Source organism: Emticicia fontis (assembly GCF_054779675.1).
On sequence record NZ_BAAGXU010000002.1, the window covers coordinates 19,612 to 41,150 of the forward strand.

At 39.4% G+C, this 21,539-nt stretch carries 18 protein-coding genes; 4 read left to right on the forward strand and 14 right to left on the reverse strand.

The window, feature by feature from the left end:
* The first annotated feature begins 82 nt into the window (after positions 1 to 82).
* From ACYVFA_RS01290 to ACYVFA_RS01300, 3 genes are read left to right on the forward strand one after another with little or no spacing between them, the layout of a single operon-like run.
* A complete protein-coding gene (locus ACYVFA_RS01290) occupies positions 83 to 1,630 on the forward strand; it encodes a putative maltokinase (protein WP_460469975.1) in 1,548 nt (515 codons plus the stop codon).
* Between the two features lies 1 nt (position 1,631).
* Complete coding sequence (locus ACYVFA_RS01295; protein WP_460469976.1) at positions 1,632 to 2,072, forward strand: DinB family protein; 441 nt, start codon at positions 1,632 to 1,634, stop codon at positions 2,070 to 2,072.
* 25 nt (positions 2,073 to 2,097) lie between these two features.
* Positions 2,098 to 3,045, forward strand: coding sequence for a threonine ammonia-lyase (locus ACYVFA_RS01300; RefSeq protein ID WP_460469977.1), 948 nt, complete (start codon positions 2,098 to 2,100; stop codon positions 3,043 to 3,045).
* A 118-nt stretch (positions 3,046 to 3,163) separates the two neighbouring features.
* Here ACYVFA_RS01300 and ade read toward each other — a convergent pair whose 3' ends face one another.
* The gene (gene ade, locus ACYVFA_RS01305; protein ID WP_460469978.1) at positions 3,164 to 4,810 is read right to left on the reverse strand and encodes an adenine deaminase; all 1,647 of its coding nucleotides are present in this window, start codon (positions 4,808 to 4,810) and stop codon (positions 3,164 to 3,166) included.
* Positions 4,811 to 5,047: 237 nt separating this feature from the next.
* Here ade and ACYVFA_RS01310 point away from each other — a divergent pair, with 237 nt between their 5' ends.
* The gene (locus ACYVFA_RS01310; RefSeq protein ID WP_460469979.1) at positions 5,048 to 5,413 is read left to right on the forward strand and encodes a hypothetical protein; all 366 of its coding nucleotides are present in this window, start codon (positions 5,048 to 5,050) and stop codon (positions 5,411 to 5,413) included.
* Between the two features lie 101 nt (positions 5,414 to 5,514).
* On the opposite strand, the gene ACYVFA_RS01315 is transcribed toward ACYVFA_RS01310, so the two are convergent.
* The 13 genes from ACYVFA_RS01315 to obgE all read right to left on the reverse strand — a co-directional run bounded on the left by ACYVFA_RS01315 (position 5,515) and on the right by obgE (position 21,376).
* Entirely contained in the window at positions 5,515 to 6,060 is a 546-nt protein-coding gene (locus ACYVFA_RS01315; RefSeq protein WP_460469980.1) for an NADH-quinone oxidoreductase subunit J family protein, read from the reverse strand.
* A 32-nt stretch (positions 6,061 to 6,092) separates the two neighbouring features.
* On the reverse strand, positions 6,093 to 6,644 hold the full coding sequence (locus ACYVFA_RS01320; RefSeq protein ID WP_460469981.1) for a NuoI/complex I 23 kDa subunit family protein: 552 nt from the start codon (positions 6,642 to 6,644) through the stop codon (positions 6,093 to 6,095).
* A gap of 48 nt (positions 6,645 to 6,692) precedes the next feature.
* A complete protein-coding gene (nuoH, locus tag ACYVFA_RS01325) occupies positions 6,693 to 7,868 on the reverse strand; it encodes a complex I subunit 1/NuoH family protein (RefSeq protein WP_460469982.1) in 1,176 nt (391 codons plus the stop codon).
* Between the two features lie 10 nt (positions 7,869 to 7,878).
* Positions 7,879 to 8,973, reverse strand: coding sequence for an NADH-quinone oxidoreductase subunit G (locus ACYVFA_RS01330; RefSeq protein ID WP_460469983.1), 1,095 nt, complete (start codon positions 8,971 to 8,973; stop codon positions 7,879 to 7,881).
* A gap of 36 nt (positions 8,974 to 9,009) precedes the next feature.
* Positions 9,010 to 10,344, reverse strand: a complete 1,335-nt coding sequence (gene nuoF, locus ACYVFA_RS01335) for a complex I 51 kDa subunit family protein (RefSeq protein WP_460469984.1) — start codon at positions 10,342 to 10,344, stop codon at positions 9,010 to 9,012.
* 63 nt (positions 10,345 to 10,407) lie between these two features.
* Positions 10,408 to 10,905: an NADH-quinone oxidoreductase subunit NuoE family protein gene (locus ACYVFA_RS01340; protein ID WP_460469985.1), complete on the reverse strand. Its 498-nt coding sequence runs from the start codon at positions 10,903 to 10,905 to the stop codon at positions 10,408 to 10,410.
* 16 nt (positions 10,906 to 10,921) lie between these two features.
* Complete coding sequence (locus ACYVFA_RS01345; RefSeq protein ID WP_460469986.1) at positions 10,922 to 12,160, reverse strand: NADH-quinone oxidoreductase subunit D; 1,239 nt, start codon at positions 12,158 to 12,160, stop codon at positions 10,922 to 10,924.
* 99 nt (positions 12,161 to 12,259) lie between these two features.
* Positions 12,260 to 12,760 (reverse strand): NADH-quinone oxidoreductase subunit C, encoded by a 501-nt coding sequence (locus ACYVFA_RS01350; protein WP_460469987.1) that lies wholly within the window; start codon positions 12,758 to 12,760, stop codon positions 12,260 to 12,262.
* Positions 12,761 to 12,876: 116 nt separating this feature from the next.
* Positions 12,877 to 13,419 (reverse strand): NADH-quinone oxidoreductase subunit B, encoded by a 543-nt coding sequence (locus tag ACYVFA_RS01355; RefSeq protein ID WP_460469988.1) that lies wholly within the window; start codon positions 13,417 to 13,419, stop codon positions 12,877 to 12,879.
* A 270-nt stretch (positions 13,420 to 13,689) separates the two neighbouring features.
* Positions 13,690 to 14,067 (reverse strand): NADH-quinone oxidoreductase subunit A, encoded by a 378-nt coding sequence (locus ACYVFA_RS01360; protein WP_460470193.1) that lies wholly within the window; start codon positions 14,065 to 14,067, stop codon positions 13,690 to 13,692.
* Between the two features lie 243 nt (positions 14,068 to 14,310).
* Positions 14,311 to 17,256 (reverse strand): sialate O-acetylesterase, encoded by a 2,946-nt coding sequence (locus tag ACYVFA_RS01365; RefSeq protein WP_460469989.1) that lies wholly within the window; start codon positions 17,254 to 17,256, stop codon positions 14,311 to 14,313.
* A gap of 114 nt (positions 17,257 to 17,370) precedes the next feature.
* Positions 17,371 to 20,088: a T9SS type A sorting domain-containing protein gene (locus tag ACYVFA_RS01370; protein WP_460469990.1), complete on the reverse strand. Its 2,718-nt coding sequence runs from the start codon at positions 20,086 to 20,088 to the stop codon at positions 17,371 to 17,373.
* Between the two features lie 292 nt (positions 20,089 to 20,380).
* Entirely contained in the window at positions 20,381 to 21,376 is a 996-nt protein-coding gene (gene obgE, locus ACYVFA_RS01375; protein ID WP_460469991.1) for an Obg family GTPase, read from the reverse strand.
* Between the last annotated feature and the right edge of the window lie 163 nt (positions 21,377 to 21,539).

Consider the following 21,539-nt stretch of genomic DNA (forward strand, 5'->3'; position numbering starts at 1 on the left):
AAACATGAAATATGATAATTTATTAAAAAAATGAAAGGCTAAATGCTATCTTCGCGAATATTACTTTAACCATCTTCACCATATGACCGAATTCGTATTAACTATTGAGTGGAAAGGATTTGAGAAGGATAAGTATGTACACACCGTTTTAGAAGACAATATTCTTCCTCCCTATATCAAGCAATGTCGCTGGTTTGCAGGAAAAGCTCGAAAAATTAAGCAATTGAAGGTAAGGCACGTAGTACACTTCGAAGAATTTATCTTCATGATTTTCGAAGCACGCTATGAAGAAGGTGATATGGAGCAATACCTTTTACCTCTTTCCTTTATTGAAGAAAACACGCAGGATATTCCAGCAAAAGGAATTCTGAGTAAGGCTTCAATGGATGATAAAACGGGCCATCTGGTTGATGCGATTTATGATATTCATTTCCGTAGTGCAATCTTCAAAGATATTTATACTCAATCGGAAATAACTCAGTATAATAATGATTTATTGACGTTTGCAAAAGGAAAAGCTTTTGTGGAAGAATCTGGTGAAATTGATTCTTATCTACCTAATATTGACTCTTCTAATTCTGCCATGATTTTTGGCGGCAAATATTTCCTGAAACTCTATCGGAAATTATTTTCAGAAACCAATCCGGAAGTAGAAATGGTTGAGTTTATCACACAATATTCTGAATTCAGAAATATCCCACTTTTTGCAGGAAGTATCACCTGGAACAGAAAGAGTGATGCCGCGGTTACTTTTGGGGTAATGGTTCAGGTGGTAGAGAATATCAAAGACGACTGGAGCATGACAGGTGATTACCTGAATGATTTTCTTGAAGCCTTTGTAGAAGGAAATTTCCAGATTAAAGAATCAGTTTTCGATAAGGTTACGCAATTAGCGCACCGCACGGCTCAAATGCACTTAGCACTTTTTGCTTTGCGCGGGGCTGATAGTTTCAATGCCGAGCCATTCGATCGCCCTTACAGAAGATATCTGCATGAAAAATTTGAAACCTTATTAGAGCGCCGTTATAACCTCCTTACCGATAATTATCTTAAGCTGGATGAACAGGCCCAAAACCTGGCCTGGACTTTTATGGAAGCCAAAGATTTGATTCTGGATTTTGTTGATCAGGTGCTTACCCGCCCACTCTCTTCTTACCGAACCCGTATTCATGGTGATTTTCATTTAGGGCAGATTCTGGCTACGAATGATGATCTGGTGATTATTGACTTTGAGGGAGAGCCGGAAAGTAGTATTACTGAGCGCAAAATAAAGCACTCACCCTTGAAAGATGTAGCCGGAATGATTCGCTCTTATCATTATGCCGTTTCAGCCAAATTATTTAATTCAGCTGAAACCAGTACCAGAGAAACCATTGTTTTACAGAGAGCTGCCGACCGTTGGTATAAATTAATTAAAGATACTTATCTGGAGGAATATCTTTCTATGTTTGGTTCGCCTCATCCCCTATTCAAAGACGCAAATGAGGTAAACTATTTGCTCCTTTTCCATTTATTGGAGAAAGCGATTTACGAGTTAGGCTATGAGGTCAATTACAGACCAACCTGGGTAAAAATTCCGCTGAAAGGCATTGTAGAGGTTATAAATGAGATTGAAAAACTAAGACGCTGATATGAAAGATTATTTTCAGAGACTTTTCGAACATGAGCATTGGGCAAATGTTCAGGTTTTAGACGCATATCTCGAGGCTAGAGAAGTTTCTGACAGAACTCACGAAATTATATCTCATATGGTAGCCGCCCAGACCATCTGGATAGCGCGCCTGAATAACACGCCATCTGATACCAAGGTATGGTCAATCTACGAGAAAGAAGCGTTAAAAGAGTTGTTTGATGCCAATTATGAGACGATTAAACAAATTCTGGAAAGAGAAGATTTTAGCCGTACGGTCTCTTATACTAATTCACGTGGGGAGCATCATAGCAGCCTACTAAGAGATATACTGACACATATGGCTATGCATGCTTCTTATCATCGTGGACAAATCATTTTATTAATCAAAGGTCAGGTGGAAAAACTTCCAGCCACCGATTATATTTTTTATTACCGTTAATACGAGTTCTATCATCAACACCCATATGAATCATATTCCGACATTCGACGACATCAGGGATACCCACGAAAGAATCAGCATATACATTAATAAAACTCCGGTACTTACCTCTGATGCAATTAATGAATTGGCTGGTTGTCATGTCTTCTTTAAATGCGAGAATCTACAAAAAATTGGTGCTTTTAAAGCAAGAGGAGGAATGAATGCTGTACTATCTTTAAGCAAAGAGGAGCAACAAAAAGGAATCACCACACATTCGTCCGGGAATCATGCACAGGCAATTGCACTTGCAGCTAAAGCTGTTGGGACAAAGGCTTATATCGTGATGCCAAGCAATGCTCCTGAAATCAAGAAAAACGGGGTAAAATATCTCGGTGGTGAAATCATTGAATGTGAGCCTACACTCGAAGCCAGAGAAACGAATGTGCAAAAGGTAATTGATGAAAAAGGAGCTACTTTTATACACCCTTTCAATAATTATGATGTAATAGCCGGACAGGCAACAGCAGCCGTAGAATTGATTGAACAAGCCGGAGACCTGAATGTAGTAATGGCACCAGTTGGTGGCGGCGGCTTGTTAAGTGGCACAGCCTTAGCTACCCATTATTTATTACCAAATGCAGAAGTAATAGCCGGAGAGCCGGAAGGTGCTGCCGATGCCATATTATCCTTCAAAAGTGGAAAAATAGAAAAAGCACCTTATATCAAAACTATTGCTGATGGTTTACTGACAACTTTAGGTGATAAGACGATTGAGATTATCCGTACGTATGTAAAGGATATTATAACTGTTAGTGAGGAAGAAATCATTGCAGCAATGCGTTTGATTTGGGAGCAATTGAAAATTGTGATTGAGCCATCTTCGGCTGTACCATTTGCGGCATTACTCAAAGAAAAAGAACGCTTTGCAGGTAAACGCGTTGGTATTATATTGACAGGGGGAAATGTTGATTTGGGGAAATTGCCGTTTTGAAGAATTTAGTGATTGAGCGGCCGCCGCGCGGTGAATGAATGATTAATTTATTATCAATACTCAGGTATATTCCAGAATTACTATTAAGAACTAAGGAAAGGAATTAACCTTTCCCTTATTATTCTTGCCCCTGAAACAAATCCACAAAACTAAAGGTATTCCCATCAAACAAACCTAAATCACTGAGTTTCAAAGAAGGAATTACCAATAATGCCATAAACGACAAACTCATAAATGGTGATATAAGGGTGCTTTTTAATTGCTCTTTGGCAAATGCATCAATCATAGTATAGCTTTCTGCTATTTTATATCCATCTTCATTACTCATTAATCCGGCTACCGGTAAGGCTAAAACGCCCTTTTTCAGATTACTTACGGCAGATACTCCACCTTTCTCTCTCACTATCAGATTAACTGCTTCGCAGATAGACTCATCATCAACCCCAACGGCAATAATATTATGAGAATCATGAGCAACTGAGGAGGCAATTGCCCCTTCCTTTAAGCCAAAGTTATTAATGAAAGCTATTACAGGCTTTGCCTCAGAATAGCGGTTATAAACTACAATTTTCAATATATCATTCTCTATATCGGAAACTACTTTCGCTTCTGCAATTTTGGGTTCAATCAGAATCTCTTTTGTAATTAACTGTCCGTCTATAGTCTGGATTACTCTTAACAGGTTTCCTTTATGAGGAGCCACAACTACAATATCCTGTGGGTCGAGTGGCTGGCAGTTAAAATTATTAACGACTTCGCTTTTCAGATTCTCTATTAATGAAGTACCTTTTTCTGCTACTTTTTCGCCATCAATATAAGTTTCCAATACTTCAAAGTTTTCCAGGTTATCTACAATGATGAAATCAGCCCAATCGCCCTCTCTTAATAAACCCACATTCATACGGTAGTGCAAAACGGGATTAATCGTAGCCATGCGTAGCACTTTAAACTTATCTATACCTTTAGCAATAGCCCGTTTAATCAGCTGATTAATATGTCCTTCTACCAGATTATCAGGGTGTTTATCGTCAGAGCAAAACATCATTTCTGAATAATAGGTGTCTGCTAATGGAATTAACTCTTCAAAGTTTTTAGCAGCACTTCCTTCCCGAATCAGGATTTTCATTCCCAATTTAAGTTTCTCCAAGGCCTCTCCTTTAGTAAAACATTCGTGGTCGGTTTCTATACCTGCTTCCACATATTTTTTCGCTGCTGCTCCTCTCAATCCTGGCGCATGCCCGTCAATCGGTTTATTAAAGGCTTTGGCCAAAGCCAGTTTCTGCATTACAATCGGGTCTTCATTCAATACTCCCGGGAAATTCATCATCTCAGCCAGATAGCCCACTTCTTTGTAAGTAAATAATTGGGCAATGTCGTCAGCTGTTACCGTAGCACCTGCGGTTTCAAAAGTAGTGGCAGGCACACAAGAGGGCGCACCAAAGCAGAATTTAAAAGGCACTTTGCGGCCATCCTCTATCATATATTTTACACCGGCTACCCCTAGCACATTGGCAATTTCATGAGGATCAGAGACAGTTCCTACTGTGCCATGTACTACCGCCAGTCGTGCAAATTGAGCAGGTGTCAACATAGAACTTTCTACGTGGATATGGGCATCAATCAAACCCGGCAATATGTATTTCTCTCCTGCCCTCTCTTCTCCTAAATACTTTATCTGCTGGATTCTCTTATTTTCTACCGTTAATTCTCCAAATTCGATTGTTCCGTCAAACACATTTACAAGGTTGGCTGTATAGGTCGTCATCGTCTCTAAAAATGATTTTATAGGGTAAAATAGCTTTGTTGATAATTTTAATCTGGTTATATCGATTAAAAAATGAAGATATAATACTTTTTTATAAAAGGCTAATACAAGCCAGTAAAAGCCGCGAAAATAGGCATTTTTTTATCAAACGTCCATTTTTCAAAAAAACATTTATTTTTATGATACTTTTTGATTGATTTTACGTTTAAATGTATGAATTAATCAAACGTATTTGAAATGAACAAAAACAACGTTGAATTGAACGAAAAGTTTGCAGAAAGACGTCGCTTCGATTTATTGGCAAGTTTGGCCATTGATGCGTTAGGTATGGCAACCTTTTTGCTACCTGCTTTGGGCGAAACTTTTGATCTGGTATTAGCACCAGTCATTGCCGCCTTGATTTTTGCTGTGCACCGCACTACTTTTGGTGCTGCTTTTGGTTTTTTAGAGGAGATAATTCCCTTTACTGATATTATTCCAACGGCTACCATTTTGTGGGCGTATCGTTATATATTCAAGAAAAAAGAGACGTGGCAGCAGTTTATAGAAAAATATAATAAGAAGAATAACATTGTGATACCTGTAAAAGAATCGACAATCTGATGATTGAATTCCAATAGATGCGATATGTTATAATCGCGGTAAATAAAAATCCCTTTCCTGCTTAGAAAAGGGATTTTTCATATACAATCTGATTCTAAATCTTAGAAGTGTCTTTCTCCGGTTTCTCTCTTACCTAACATTACAGCACCTGCCATTGCCACCAAAAGCAGAATTGAGATTAGCTCGAAAGGCAATAAATACTCACCATATAAAGATTTACCCAATACCTCAATCATCCCACTTTGTGAGTTATAAGACAATGGATTTACAGGTTCACGATCGGCTCTTCGTAAGAAGATAATCAATATACCTCCCAAAATTACTGCTGTTATCACTGCCGTGTAAATAACCTTGTCTTTTTTCATTTCTTCGCTCTCTTGTCTCATATTCAGGAACATGATAACGAACAAGAACAAGACCATGATAGCACCTGCATACACGATGATATTAACCGCTGCTAAAAACTGTGCATTTAATAAGATATAGTGCGCAGAAAGTGAAAAGAATGTCACAATCATGTAAATCACGCTATGCACAGGATTGCGAGACATGACAGTGCCTAGTGCGCCAAAAAGCGTTAGAACCGATAGAATCGCAAAAGTGTAATAAATGGGCGGAAGGTTTAGTATGTTTTTAATGTATTCCATAGTATATGTATCTCAAATGATTTTTATTTGAGTTAATCGTTTTTCCAAAGTTTCATTGCATCCTCTTTCGTCCATGCATCACGGCGATAGCGGTTATTCGGATCTTCTACTAATTGATCTTTGCCATAAATCACGTCTTCGCGGTCTGTAAATACAGGTACAAATTTGTCATGGCGCAGATAAACCGCTTGTTTTGGGCAAGCCTCTTCGCAAAGACCACAGAAAATACAGCGTAGCATATTGATTTCATATACCGCTGCGTATTTCTCTTCGCGGTATAGATGCTCTTCGCCTTTTTTTCTTTCCTGTGCCACCATTGAAATTGCTTCAGCAGGACAAGCCACGGCGCACAAACCACAGGCAGTGCAACGCTCGCGTCCTTCTTCGTCTCGCTTCAAGATATGATGTCCACGAAAAACAGGTCCTAAATATCTTTTTTGCTCAGGATACTGAATCGTCGGCTTTTTCATAAAAAAGTGTCGAATCGTAATTCCTAAACCTGTTGCTAAAGATGGTAAGTAGCTGCGCTCGAATAAACTCAGCTCACTCTTATCAGTTTTTTTAGCTCTATTAGTTAATTGCATAATCTTAATATTTCGATACAGTAATCAGGTTGAATAACCCAATGTGTTTTAAGCACCTAAAATTGCGGCTTTCTTTCTTGGACGCATCGCCCAGAAAACAGAAATAATCAGAATCAATACAGCTAAGCCAATCCAGATTCCGGCTAATTTATAGCCTGACAGCATGGCAACAGCTGTGATAATCATATTTCCGACAGCTAATGGAATCAAGCCTTTCCAGCCTAAGTTCATCAACTGGTCGTAGCGGAAACGTGGGACAGTCCAACGCACCCACATAAAGAAGAAGATTCCGAAAAGAATTTTTGTAAACATACTTCCTATACCTACAAAAGTAGCCAGGTTTTGTCCTACAGTTTGACCAAAAGCACCAATTAATTGTGTTTGCACCCAATCCATACCCGGATAGTTGTATCCACCAAAGAACAAACAAGCGGTTACGGCAGATGAAGCAAACATATTGATGTATTCAGCAAATAGATAGAATCCTAGTTTCATTGAGCTATACTCAGTATGATAGCCACCTACTAATTCAGTTTCACACTCGGGTAAGTCGAAAGGCGTACGGTTACATTCTGCAAAGGCGCAAACTATGAATATTAAACAACCTAGTGGTTGATAGAAAATATTCCAGTTAAATCCATGTTGTTGCTCAACAATGGTACGTAACGATAATGAGCCTGACATCATCAGAATAGCGATGATTGACATACCCATAGCTAATTCGTAGCTAATGTTTTGAGAAGCAGCACGGATAGCGCCTAACAACGAAAATTTGTTATTAGATGCCCAACCACCAATCATTACACCATAAACACCCAAAGAAACTACACCAAATACATAAAGGATACCGATATTAATTTCTATTGCTTGTACAGTTACTTCTTTTCCATCAATAAGAAAAGCTCCACCAAATGGTACTACTGCACTCGACATCAAGGCTGTAAGCATCGAAAGACAAGGACCTAAGATAAATAACCATTTATCAGCCTGTGCCGGAATAAAATCTTCTTTGAAGAACATTTTACCTGCGTCGGCTAATGGTTGCAATAATCCACCCCATCCTGCACGGTTTGGGCCGGGTCTATCCTGAATATATCCGGCTACTTTACGCTCTGCCCAGGTTGAATAGGCTGCGATGCCGAGGGTAATTGCAAAAATCACTAAAATGATAAGGGCTTTCCAAAGAAACATGGTTTCGTTTGCCCATTGAATAAATCCGTTCATAGAATATCAATTACTTATGCCCAAAATATTTTTCGTCTGTCGCCATTAAAGCCTTATAGTCTTCTGATTTCTCAATCTCCTTCATTTCGTGGAGATAAGGGCGGTCATCATAAATTTTCTTATATTGTGATTCGGCTAATTTCAGGGCAAAATCAGGTTTCTTCACTAAGTTTTTACCGTATTTGTTAGCAGAAATAACCGAAGCGCGAGAAACTTTTGTTGGTCCTTCTATTGTCCAGTCGCTGGTTTGTTTTCTTTCGAAACGGCAGGTGTTACAGATAAATTCTTTTACTTCACCCCACTCGTTTTTACGGGCAGTTACACGGATTACTTCATCACCACGATACCACAATTGTACTTTTCCGCTACATTTTTCGCAATCACAATAGGCATCGACCGGTTTAGAGAACCATACACGGTTTTTGAAACGATAGGTTTTATCAGTCAAGGCACCTACCGGGCATACATCGATTACATTTCCTGAGAAATCGTTGTCAATCGCCTGCCCGATATATGTTGAGATTTCGGCGTGGTCTCCACGACCCATTACTCCATGTACGCGTTTATCTGTAATCTGGTCAGCTGTATAAACACAACGGTAGCAAAGAATGCAACGCGTCATATGCAACTGAATATAAGGGCCTATATCTTCTTTCTCGAATGTACGACGGTCTTCTTCGTATCTGGTCGTACCCACACCATGCTCATAAGAGAAATCCTGTAAGTGACATTCTCCTGCCTGATCACAGATAGGGCAATCCAATGGGTGATTAACCAATAAGAATTCAACTACCGATTTTCTTGCATCTACTACCTGCGGGTTGGTGAAGTTTTCTACTATCATTCCATCCTGAATAGGTGTAATACAAGAAGCAACCAGTTTAGGCATCGGACGAGGGTCTTTAGCTGAACCTGCTGAAACTTTCACTAAACAAGCACGGCATTTTCCACCTGAACCTTTTAAAGGCTCATAATAACACATGGCAGGAGGTGCAACCTCAGGCCCAATTTTACGTGCCGCTTGCAAAATGGTTGTTCCCGGTGGTACTTCAACCTCTACACCATCAATGGTTACTTTAAATAATTGAGGGGCTGTATTTTCCATAAAATCAATTTTCTTTGTTCAGTTACAACAGGTGGCTTAGGCTAACACAATGTCTTTCATATACACTGCACCTGGTTTTGTGGCTGCTATTGGTTCTTTAATATGCCATTCAAATTCATCACGGAAATGGCGGATAGCCGAGGCAACCGGCCAGGCCGCTGCATCACCTAACGGGCAAATTGTATTCCCTTCTATTTTCTTTGAAATATCTACCAATAAGTCTATATCATGCATAGAGCCTTTTCCGTGCTCAATACGATTCAATACTTTCTGCATCCAACCAGTTCCTTCGCGGCATGGCGAACACTGTCCGCAAGATTCATGCTCATAGAAGCGCGCGAAATTCCATGTATTACGAACGATACAAGCCGTTTCGTCAAATACAATAAATCCTCCAGAACCTAACATCGTTCCTGTTGCAAAACCACCATCTGATAATGATTCGTAGCTCATTAAGCGATCTTCACCATTAGCAGTTTTCAAGAATAATGAACCCGGTACAATAGGTACTGATGAACCTCCTGCAACTACTGCTTTTAAGGTATGCCCTTTGCGAACACCACCACAATATTCATCTGAATTCAGGAATTCATCACAAGATACACCTAAGTTGATTTCATATACACCCGGGTTATTGATATGGCCCGAAGCTGAAATCAATTTAGTACCTGTACTTTTACCGATTCCGATAGCGGCATAAGCCTCTCCACCGTTGTTGATAATCCAAGAAGTGGTAGCAATAGACTCTACGTTATTCACTACAGTTGGGCATTGATACAGACCTTTTACAGCAGGAAAAGGAGGTTTGTTTCTTGGATTACCTCTTTTACCTTCTAATGACTCCAACAAGGCTGTTTCTTCTCCACAAATATACGCCCCACCACCCGGTTGAACGATTAATTCAAGATCATAACCGCTACCTAAAATATTTTTTCCTAAAAAGCCTGCTGCTTTCGCTTCTTCAATAGCTTTTTCGAGTATACGAATCACATACATTAACTCGCCTCTTACATAGATGAACGATTTATTGGCACCCAAGGCATAACTTGAAATAATCATTCCTTCAATCAATAGATGCGGAATATTTTTCATCAGATAATGGTCTTTGAAAGTACCTGGCTCTGATTCATCAGCATTACAAACCAGATAACGAGGAACACCCTCTGGTTTTGCAAGGAAAGACCATTTCATACCCATCGGGAAACCTGCACCTCCACGACCACGCACACCTGATTTCTTTACCTCTTCCACTACCTCCTCAGGCGTCATTTTCTTGATTACTTTCTCAACAGCCGTATAACCACCTTTTTTGCGATAAACATCGAAGGTTTCAATACCCGGGGTGTTAATATGTTCGGTTAATATCTTCATGATTCTATATTAGAAAATCAAAAACTTATATTGATTGCTGTTTCAGTAAATGAAACGGCTATATTATTTAGATAAGTCGGCAATTATCTCGTCAACTTTATCATTTGTCAAATGCATGTAATACTTCTCACGAATCTGGAAACAAGGCCCCCAGCCGCAAGCAGCCAGACACTCAACTTCTTTTAAGGTAAAAAGACCATCTGAAGTAGTCTGTCCTTTTTTTACCCCCAATTTCTGTGTCAAATGTGCATATACTTCTTCTCCACCCATTAACACACAAGGGCCTGTACGGCAATACTCAATCACGTGTTTGCCAACTGGTTCTAAGTGGAACATGGTATAAAAAGTAGCTACTTCATATACTTCTACCGGAGTAATATCTAACAATGAAGCAACATAATCCATTACGTCCTGGCTCATCCATGCAAATTGCTCTTGGGCTAAGTGCATAATAGGCATCAAAGCTGATTTTTGTTTTCCTTCCGGATAACGCGCAATCATTTCTTTGGCTGTTGCCAAGCGTTCAGGAGTAAAAGCTATTGTATTTTTGGTTTCAGTCATTTTGTGTAATCAAATTTTAGGCATCTAATTCCCCGGCAATTACATTGAGGCTACTCATAATTGCAATGGCGTCTGAAATGGCAACACCTTTACACATTTCAGGGTAAGCTTGATAATAAATAAAACAAGGACGACGGAAGTGTAAACGATAAGGAGCACGGCCACCATCACTTACCAGATAAAAGCCCAATTCACCGTTGCCGCCTTCAACTGCATGGTATACCTCTCCTACTGGAGCGTCGATTTCGCCCATTACAATCTTAAAGTGGTAGATAAGGGCTTCCATATTACGATATACCTCTTGTTTTGGAGGTAAATAGTAATGGTCTTCGTTGGCGTAATACGGGCCTTCCGGCAGGTTTTCAATCGCTTGTTTGATGATTTTGATACTCTCCCACATTTCCTGATTACGCACCATGAAACGATCGTAGGTATCACCATTATGTCCTATCGGAATATCAAATTCAAAATCTTCATAAGATGAGTAAGGCTCCATTACACGCACATCATAATCAACGCCGGCAGCACGTAGATTGGGGCCAGTAAAGCCGTATTCCAGTGCGCGTTCTCCAGTGATTGGCCCTACGTTTACTACTCTATCAATAAATATTCTGTTTCTGTTGAAGAGCTTTTCAAATTCAGCCAGGGCTTTGGGTAGGTCATGGTAAACGGCCTGTTTGATTTTTTTCAGCGCCGTTGGTGATAAATCACGTTCCATTCCTCCAATGCGACCCATATTGGTTGTCAAACGGGCACCGCACATCTCTTCATAGATTTCGTATATCTTCTCTCTTTCCTGAAACAGGTATAGGAAGCCTGAATAAGCTCCTGTATCTACACCAAGGATAGAGTTACAAATCAAGTGATCAGCAATACGAGCCAACTCCATCATAATTACCCTGATGTACTGCGCACGTTTAGGTACGGTCACACCCAACAATTTTTCCACTGTCATATGCCAGCCCATATTATTAATAGGCGACGAACAGTAGTTCATACGGTCGGTAAGGGTGGTAATCTGATAAAAAGGGCGACGTTCTGCGATTTTTTCAAAGGCACGGTGAATGTATCCAACTGTTTGTTCGCCTGATACAATTTTTTCGCCGTCCATTTTCAACACATTCTGGAAGATACCATGTGTTGCGGGGTGAGTAGGCCCCAGATTGAGTGTAGTATATTCTGTCTCTTCAACAATTGGCCTGTTCAAAGCCAATGCATCAGTAGTGTTTTTAGGGATAATCAGTTCTTCTGCCATTGTATACTATTTTCAATTAACCTCGAATAGTTTGTATCGCTATGCTAATTGTTCAAATTTATATTGCTTCCGAAATTTACGGATTAACAAACTGTGCTACTATCTTCCGAAAAGTGCATCAATCTTATCGTTACGTGTCGCATCTTCTAAAGGATACTCTTTTCTCATCGGGAAGTAATCCATCTCATCTATATTCAGGATACGTTTCAGATTCGGATGTCCGTCGAAAATAATTCCATAGAAATCATACGTTTCTCTTTCCAGCCAGTTAGCAGTAGGATATAATGTAGTAGCCGTAGGAATATGAATATCATCAGCCGAAAGAAATACTTTAATTCGGATACGCTTATTGTTTTCCAGGCTATGCAGATGATATACTACACCAAACTCTTCACCTGTATTATCAGGGAAATGGATACCACAAATATCGGTAAGGAAACGGAAACGGAATGTTTCGTGCTTGTTGAGATATACCAGCAGATTGATTATATTCTGGCGATTGGTTGTGAAAGTAAGCAACTCATAAGGTTCTTCGAAATTCTTCACATTTTCACCAAAATGAGTTAATAAATCTTCTGCTATTTGTTGACTACTTAACATGCAATTTTATTGAGTGATTGAGTGAATGAGTGATTTAGTGATTTTTTTTTACAGGGACTAACCTAAGAGTTTTAAGTTAATCACTCATTCACCAAATCGCTCAATCACTCAATTTTTTATTGAATATTATAAGACTCTAATAAGGCTGAGTATTCAGGGGTATTTCTGCGGCGAAGAGATTCGTTTCTTGCCAATTCCTGAATCTGCATCAAACCATCCAGAATTTGCTCTGGACGAGGCGGACAACCCGGAACGTATACATCAACCGGAATGATACGGTCGATCCCCTGCAATACTGAATATGTATCAAAAATACCACCACTGGATGCACAAGCGCCTACGGCAATTACCCAACGTGGCTCAGCCATTTGTAAATACACCTGTTTTACGACAGGACCCATTTTTTTGGCAATAGTACCCATTACCATCAAAAGGTCAGCCTGACGAGGTGAGAAACTTGGTCTCTCAGAGCCAAAACGTGAAATGTCGTAGTGGGAGCCCATAGTTGCCATGAACTCGATACCACAACAAGAAGTGGCAAAAGGCAATGGCCATAACGAGAAGCTACGTGCCATACCTATAACTTTATCTAGTGAGGTGGCGAAGAAACCTGCTCCTTCTAATCCTTCCGGTGCTTCCACCATTTTTACTGAACTCATATTCGTTATCTGTTCTTGTTTAGTAACTTAAAACGTTTTTAAGTCAAAACAATTTTGAGAAATCTGTGATAAATAATTAGTGATTGAGCGAATTAGTGATTGAGTGATTAGAGTTTTTTCTGTCTCTAACTTCAGGAAATTATTTAGAAAAAACAAATTAGTAAAAAAATTAATCACTAAATCGCCGGGCGTCGGTCGCTCAATCACTAATTCACTCAATGGTATATACCCTAAAACAAAATTGTCGGATTGGTATAATCCGACTGGTGCTTATTCTTTTTCCCAGCTTAATACACCCTTCTTAATGATGTAATAAAAACCAGCCATTAATAAAGTTACAAAAACCACCATTTCGACAAAACCAAACCAACCTAGCTTCATAAAGTTTACAGCCCATGGATACATAAAGATAATCTCTACGTCGAAAAGAACAAACAAAATGGCTATAAGAAAATATTTGATTGAAATAGGTGTTCTGGCATCACCTTGTGCCTCGATACCACACTCAAAAGGGTCGTCTTTCTTTGCACTATGTCTTTTAGGACCTATTGAGTGAGTAACAATCATTGTAAAGACTATAAAACCAATGGCAGCGATTAACTGCACCAAAATCGGGAGAAAATCTGAAGGCAAGTATTCTTTCATGATAACTGTAATAGTAATGAATAATATAGGAATTATACTGATTTTCTGCCTATACTAACAACAATTAAACGCGTCGTATGGTTGCATACCATTCGCGTTTCAAAATTACTAAGGAAAGTTTAGAAACAAAATAAAAAAGGTTGAATATTAAGAGCCTGTTCAAAATTATAGCCTCACCCTTAAAGGCTTTTTTCAGATAGAAGCCAGGTAGTCAGAAAACAATCTTTAAACAGGCTCTGAGCCCTTTCAGTATTTAATGAAAAGTTTTTGTGTCGCCTTAAAGTCTCCGCTGGTAAGCCTGATAATATATACACCCGGTTCAAGCGTTTTTAGGTTTAATTCCCGTTTCTGTTTTAATTCGGCTATTGTTCCTGAAAAAACATTGATTCCCTTTAAAGTATACACATCAATCCGGGCATTGGGATTATCACCAAAGGTTTCAATAGTAAATAATCCGGTTGGGTTAGGGTTGGGATATACCCTTAAACCATTATCTCCGACCGGTATCAGAAAATTAAGCACTGGTGAAAACGGCGAATAACAAACCAAAGAACCATTGTTGGTATTATTATACTTTAGGGTGGTACGCACAGCATAGTTTCCTTGCTGAGGTACTTTCAGAATAGCTGATGTATCAGGTAAGGCAGATTCTTCTACTTTCCAGTTATAGTATTGCCCTGCAATATTTGTTGCCGGAATGGCTATTATCTGATAAGCTCCATCTTTTTCTAACGTTGGCATAGGTGGCGAATCTTTGACAAAAACCTGAAAAGAAACCGGGTTTGATTCGCAATTCTTATCATCTCTTATTTTAAGTGTATACGTTCCGGCATCTTCTACTACTATATCTTTTGAAGTTGCGCCTGTACTCCAGGCATAACTTACCGCATTGCTACCATTCAATGTCACGCTCAATCCATCACAAATCGTGTTAATATTGTCTACGGTAGAGATAGAAACCGATGGAGGTGGAATAAAGCTCAAAGCAATTGAATCTGCAGTAGATTCACAACCATTATTATCCCTTACTCTTAAGGTATATAAGCCAGGATCAGCAATGGTTATAGATTTTGAATCTGCTCCCGTGTTCCACATATATACATAGTTCTCGTCTGAGGCAGCCGTAAGATTTACTACGTTGCCCGGACAGAACTGTTCCTGACCAGTGGCCGCAATTTTTATGCTAGGTAAAGGATTGACTGTTACACTTTGAGATACAGGTAATGAGAAACACCCAAACCCGTCTTTAACTCTCAAAGAATAATCTCCGCTCGCTCTGATATTATTGGCTTTGTCAGTCACACCATTACTCCAGAAATAGCCGCTAAAATCACCATTAGGGTTCAGATTTACACTTTTCCCTAAACAAAACACGGTTGGTCCATCCGGAATTATCTGAGTAACCGGACGTTCACGAAGCCCGACATTGATAAAGCTGGTAGATTCACAACCATTCTGATCTCTAAGTTTTAAGCTATATGTCCCGGCATCTCTTACAGTAATATTCTGTGAGTTAGCATTGGTATTCCATTCATAGAAAACATTATCGAAATTATCTGTTACCAACATCACGCTATCGTCAGGACAAATGGGTAATTCTTTCATGGCAATAATATTATTCCGTGGTAATGGATTGACATTCACATTGATTGAACCAGATACCGATGGACAACCATTGAGACTATAATTTGTCAATAAATAAGTGCCTGAATTACGAACTATAAGCGTATTTCCCCGTTCACCTGTATTCCAGATATTACCTGCGAATTCGCTTGATGTGAGCACTACACTACCCCCATCACAAAAAGTAGTTGGCCCACTAATATTTATAAAAGGCTGAACAACCGGATTGTTTGGAGAAATAGGAATAGGCTGTGAGAAAAGTGTATTACCTGACCAATCCGTCGTTTTTACTGAATAGCTTCCGTTATTTACCGTTATCGAACGTCCATTTACTCCATTACTCCAGCTAAAGCTGCTATAATCACCGTTTACCTGAATAGTAAATCTATTATTAGGATTGGCAGGGTTACACGATAAGCTTACATTGACTAACCCTCTTGACTCTAATGGGCGTGAATTTGAAAAAAAGCCATCATTCAAAGCCTCATTCCAATATTCGGCCGCTCTGTTTAAACCTTCATTGTGAAAGTGAACACCGTCAGCTCTGAAATTAGACCCAAAAATTTCATCTGTATTAGGACCGGGATATACATTAGGCACATTACCAATAGTAACGTTTTGCCCATCTATTACATTCTGATGTGGACTTGGGTTTCGGGAAGAACGTGCAACCACCCAGGCCAAATCTCCTTTACCCGAATCATTACGGCTTTTTTCGATAACTATTTTCAAATTATTGAAATAAGCATTCGAGGAAGTCTGGTCATCGCTTTCGCCTTGTTGCCAAAGCACTGCCCTTGCTCCGGTACGTGTCACATATTGTTGCAAAGTGGCTTTCAAAGCCCGGTAAGGCATTCCCGGAACAGCAATAAAGGAAGGTAATTCTTTACGTAAGTCTTCACCATTTGAAGAGCGACTCCATGCACTTACACCAATCCCACCCAGGGCTGCGCCGTAAAACAAAACAGGAACATTGTATTTTTGCACCAATTTATCTCCTAATCGCCCCCAGAACCATGGTACATAATTATATGGAGCCATTCGGGAGAAATTATTCATGTGAGTGAACTGGAACGGGAGTTGAGTTTCGTTCAGATTAGCATCGTAGTAATCAATCGTAGAAATACGGTCATCACTTGCGCCAATGGCACCGCCTGAATAGCTGGCATCACCTTGCGCATTTGATTGTCCGGCCACGATAAATACCTCACCCACTCCCACTCTTTCAAGTGTAGAAGAGGTTACTACTTGTCCGTTTAAAACTCCTCTTACTTCGATATTATACCAGCCTCCACTCAATTGAAGAAATCCGTTGAAAATACCGGTAGTTAAGTAATCCTGTATGGTAGTCCAGCCAACTTCATTGCCCTGGCCAGGAGAAACAGGATAAGCACGTGCATCGATACGGTCTAATTGTTGGAAATAACTTCCCGTAATGTTTACATTGGCCTGATTGTTATTATTCCGCTGAAAGACAATTCGCGAAACAGGGAAGGTAATTTGTATTTGTGAGTAGGTATTGAAAGCAATAAAACTCCATACTATTACCAACCATTTCTTTTTAAGCATATATACCTGAGTTAAAATTTATTGCATGGAGAAACAAATTTACTAATGCACTTAAAGATTAACAACAGAGTATGCCTAATAAAAGTATTAAAATTTTATTTAATGGCGAGAAAATTAGTTTTGTTCTACAAAAACACGTTTTAGTACCTTGAAATCTTTGTTTGTAATGGTCACTATATAATTGCCTGTCGGGAGGCTCCCAAGTTTTAAAGTTTTTCTTGAGTCAAACTTATAAACTTTGAATTCCCTGACAATTGTTCCTCTTACATCATAGAAGGTTATCTGAACATCCTCCAGATCCTGCAATGTCTCAATGTTCACTTGATCACCAGTAGCTGGATTTGGGAAAATTCGCGCACCATCGTCAGATGAGTCTATTTTGAAGATATAGGGTTCAGAAGTTTTTGAATAACAGCGGAGTGATTCACCATTATCGAGTAAATACAAAATAGAACCTCTTAGTGTATAAGTCCCCGATTCTTTGGCTTTTATCACACGCTCTTGCTTAATTAACGCTGTACCCTCTTTATACCATTCAAAGGTTGAATCAAATGGGCCGTTCGTGAGTGCTTCAAGGGTGTAAGGGCCAGATTGGAAAATGCCTATATTTAATGGATTATCTTTTACTGTCACACTCACTTCATCTGACACAGGAGATACACATCCGTTTTCATCTCTGACTTTTACTGAGAATACACCTGACAATCCTACATTAAAACTCTGTGTCGTCCGGTTATTATTCCAGATATATCCAACACTTTGCGTTGCTGATAAGTTAACACTATCTCCATGACAAAAGATGGCTGGCCCATCGGTGGTAATCGTTGGCTTCTGCGGATTGGGATTGACTTTGATTGAAATAGTATTAGAAATTTCCTGACAACCGAATTGGTTAGTGGCTGTCACAAAGAAATCTCCACTATTGGCAATTCTCAATTGAGGAGCTGTTTGTCCGGTATTCCAGGCAATTTCATCCAGCACGTCAGATGCAATATTCACACTGGTATCGGCGCAGAAAACCGTTGGACCATCGGCTGTAACGGTAGGTTTTCTAGGTTTAGGATTCACCGTAACAATTACTTTGTCTGAGATACTTTCGCAACCAAAGTCATTTTTAACTTTCAGAAAATACTCACCGGATCTATCTACATTAATAGTCTGATTGCTTAACCCTGTATTCCAAAGGTTTCCCGTTTGATTGGTAGAGCGAAGATTGACAGAATTATCCTGACAGAAAGTTGTTGGCCCTTCGGCTACTATTTTAGCTTCCGGATTCGGATAAACTGTCACATTAATGCCATTAGAGGTATTGAAACATCCTAAGTAATTATTTCTGTTTACCACATAGTATCCGGGTTGAGAAACAATAATTGACTTACCATATTCACCAGTACTCCAGGTTACTTCCTGATCGGTAGAGGCAGTTAGTCGCACACTTCCACCCTGACAAAAATCAGTAGCACTTTCGGCAGACAGTGAAGGTCTTTCAGGAACCACCTCCCCTACATAATTTACTCCTGCTGTATAATATACATTGCCCAGATAATCAACGGCCTTCCCTCTGAAATAACCGTTCTTAACCTGAATATTTGAATTGCTGTTGATATTGCCAAAACCATTGGTCCAATAATATTCTTTAAAACCATCAGGCATAAAAATGTTTAATGGGGTATTTACATTATCAGGACTACAAAACATCTGGAAAGACAAAGGAGAAGAGGCTGGAATAGGGTTTGAACGTATAAAAAAATCATCATTCAATCTATCACTCCACGCTTCGGCGAGTTGTATTAAACTAAAACTTTCGAAGTGCACACCATCTGAGCGATGAAGAATTTCATCTGTATCAGGGCCATTAAATACATTGGGATATTCTCTTATAATGGCTCTTTGAGCCTCAATAATCGTCTGCGAAGTGCCTCTTCTGGTCCGAGAAGCTTTACTGACCATCCAGCTTATTTCTCTTCCACTATCATTTCTACTTCGTTGAATTACGTATTGCAGTGCATTCTTGTAGGTATCAAAACTTGTTCCCTTATCATTATCAGTTTCGCCCTGATGCCAGAGTATTGCCCTTACTCCGAACATATTGGCATAATTATGCATTGATTTACGGATATTCTCAAAAGGATAGCCCGGCATCGCATAATTCCCGGAATAGAAATCTTGTCCACGTTCGCCGTTGGCACTTTTGCTCCATTCTTCAACGCCCAATGCCTCAAAAGCTGCATTAAAAAACATAACCGGAACATCAAGCTTAGTGGTTAGTAAATCGCCTAATTTGCCCCAACACCATGAACCATTGCCCAGGGGAGCAATTTTCATATTTTCATCCAAATGCCCTACAACAGGAAAAGGCACTTCGGTTATTTGTCCATAAGAGTAGAAATTGGTAACGATATTTACTCTATCGTCAAGAGATGGTGGATTTCCACGACCTTCATAGCCTTGTGCATTTGATTGGCCTGCAATTAAGAAGACTTCACCTAAACCAACTTTTTCAATCGAAACAGTACTGATGACATTGTTACCGTAAATGGCTCTAACTTCCAATTTGTACCAACCGCCGACTGCGTAAATGCCTCCGGAAAAACTTCCAAAGTTTGGATTGACTGAGATTGGTATCCAATCAACGGTTGAGCCTCCCTTTATCGAAACCAGACGGGCATCAATCCTGTCGACTCTGGTCTGAAAAGTTCCGGCAATAGGTATCACTCCTCCCCCCGAGTTATTCCGCTGAAAAACGGCCCGATTCATTGGGAATGTAATCATGAGTTGTGCAAAAACACTTGAATTTGCCAAGAGGAATAAGCCCACAAGTATTTTCTTCATGGTCTTAGTTAAATAGTAAAGGTTCACTCAATCAATAATTAGTCTTGTGGAATAAGCTATTCTTTTTCATGTCCATTTATTTATTAGTCACGTTGTGCTACAAATAAATCCATAACAAAATCTCCATGATATATTTATCATGGTACGGCATAGGCTATTTTCTGTATTCCGAAATTAAGAATTATTCCTTGAGCACCAGATTAAATTTCTTTAATCTGAACCTTAACTGGCGTATTACCCCTAATCAACTAAGATTAATGAAAAATATTTCCAGACATCGATTGGTTAATTATCAATTGACCTCATAAATATTATTCCAGATAAGATCCTTTAATTCGTCAATTCCCTGATTTAAAAAGGAAGAGAAGAATACATAAGGCAAATCGACCGGGATTTTCTTCTTAATTTTTGCGATTTGTTTCTCGTCGACTAAATCACATTTCGAAATACCTAAAATTCTCTTTTTATCGAGTAGTTCTGGGTTGTACTGTTTTAATTCTTTGAGCAGGGTTTTGTATTCCTTTGCAGGATTTTCGCTATCGGCCGAAACCAGAAACAGCAATATTGGGTTTCGCTCGATATGCCTAAGAAAACGTAGTCCAAGGCCTTTTCCTTCAGATGCACCTTCAATAATACCCGGTATGTCGGCCATTACAAAAGATTTAAAATCACGATAGGCTACTACGCCCAAATTAGGCGTAAGGGTTGTGAAAGGGTAATCAGCAATTTCTGGTTTTGCAGCCGAAACTACCGACAGTAAAGTTGATTTTCCGGCATTAGGAAAGCCTACAAGGCCCACATCTGCCAATACTTTAAGCTCTAAAATGAGCCAGGCTTCTTCTCCTGATTCGCCTGGTTGTGCGTGTTCAGGAGCTTGATTAGTCGAGTTTTTGAAATGGTAGTTACCTAAGCCACCTCTTCCTCCCGACAATAAAACTATTCTTTCCCCATCCTGGGTTACTTCGCCAATGATTTCGCCCGTTTCGGCATCTCTGGCTATTGTGCCAAGTGGTACTTCTATAATCTCGTCTTTACCTTGTGCTCCGGCTCTTCTTCCTCCTTCACCTGCTATACCGTTTTCCGCTTTGATATGCTTTCGGTATTTGAGATGCAGGAGTGTCCAGTGTTGAGAATTGCCTTTTAATATTACATGGCCACCTCTACCACCATCGCCTCCATCTGGGCCGCCATTAGGTACGTGTTTTTCTCTGCGAAAATGCTTTGACCCAGCCCCACCATTGCCAGAACGGCAATTTATTTTTACATAATCTATAAAATTGCTTGTCATAACTTCAATTAGTGAATTGAGCGATTTAGTGATTGAGTGATTAAACTTTTATCGCTCTTTACAAAATTTATAATGACGATTAAATAGCTATATTATAGATTGACTTCACTTCATTAATTAGTAAATCAGTAAGTGTGCGTATAATCACTCAATCACACATTCA

What these genes read in the sequence shown, in the direction of transcription:
- nuoH (WP_460469982.1), bottom strand. Translation starts at nt 7,868, where the DNA reads ATGAACGGATTTATTCAATGGGCAAACGAAACCATGTTTCTTTGGAAA.
- ACYVFA_RS01345 (WP_460469986.1), bottom strand. Translation starts at nt 12,160, where the DNA reads ATGGCAGAAGAACTGATTATCCCTAAAAACACTACTGATGCATTGGCT.
- ACYVFA_RS01310 (WP_460469979.1), top strand. Translation starts at nt 5,048, where the DNA reads ATGAACAAAAACAACGTTGAATTGAACGAAAAGTTTGCAGAAAGACGT.
- ACYVFA_RS01355 (WP_460469988.1), bottom strand. Translation starts at nt 13,419, where the DNA reads ATGAGTTCAGTAAAAATGGTGGAAGCACCGGAAGGATTAGAAGGAGCA.
- nuoF (WP_460469984.1), bottom strand. Translation starts at nt 10,344, where the DNA reads ATGAAGATATTAACCGAACATATTAACACCCCGGGTATTGAAACCTTC.
- ACYVFA_RS01315 (WP_460469980.1), bottom strand. Translation starts at nt 6,060, where the DNA reads ATGGAATACATTAAAAACATACTAAACCTTCCGCCCATTTATTACACT.
- ACYVFA_RS01365 (WP_460469989.1), bottom strand. Translation starts at nt 17,256, where the DNA reads ATGCTTAAAAAGAAATGGTTGGTAATAGTATGGAGTTTTATTGCTTTC.
- ade (WP_460469978.1), bottom strand. Translation starts at nt 4,810, where the DNA reads ATGACGACCTATACAGCCAACCTTGTAAATGTGTTTGACGGAACAATC.
- ACYVFA_RS01330 (WP_460469983.1), bottom strand. Translation starts at nt 8,973, where the DNA reads ATGGAAAATACAGCCCCTCAATTATTTAAAGTAACCATTGATGGTGTA.
- ACYVFA_RS01340 (WP_460469985.1), bottom strand. Translation starts at nt 10,905, where the DNA reads ATGACTGAAACCAAAAATACAATAGCTTTTACTCCTGAACGCTTGGCA.
- ACYVFA_RS01295 (WP_460469976.1), top strand. Translation starts at nt 1,632, where the DNA reads ATGAAAGATTATTTTCAGAGACTTTTCGAACATGAGCATTGGGCAAAT.
- ACYVFA_RS01320 (WP_460469981.1), bottom strand. Translation starts at nt 6,644, where the DNA reads ATGCAATTAACTAATAGAGCTAAAAAAACTGATAAGAGTGAGCTGAGT.
- obgE (WP_460469991.1), bottom strand. Translation starts at nt 21,376, where the DNA reads ATGACAAGCAATTTTATAGATTATGTAAAAATAAATTGCCGTTCTGGC.
- ACYVFA_RS01350 (WP_460469987.1), bottom strand. Translation starts at nt 12,760, where the DNA reads ATGTTAAGTAGTCAACAAATAGCAGAAGATTTATTAACTCATTTTGGT.
- ACYVFA_RS01300 (WP_460469977.1), top strand. Translation starts at nt 2,098, where the DNA reads ATGAATCATATTCCGACATTCGACGACATCAGGGATACCCACGAAAGA.
- ACYVFA_RS01370 (WP_460469990.1), bottom strand. Translation starts at nt 20,088, where the DNA reads ATGAAGAAAATACTTGTGGGCTTATTCCTCTTGGCAAATTCAAGTGTT.
- ACYVFA_RS01290 (WP_460469975.1), top strand. Translation starts at nt 83, where the DNA reads ATGACCGAATTCGTATTAACTATTGAGTGGAAAGGATTTGAGAAGGAT.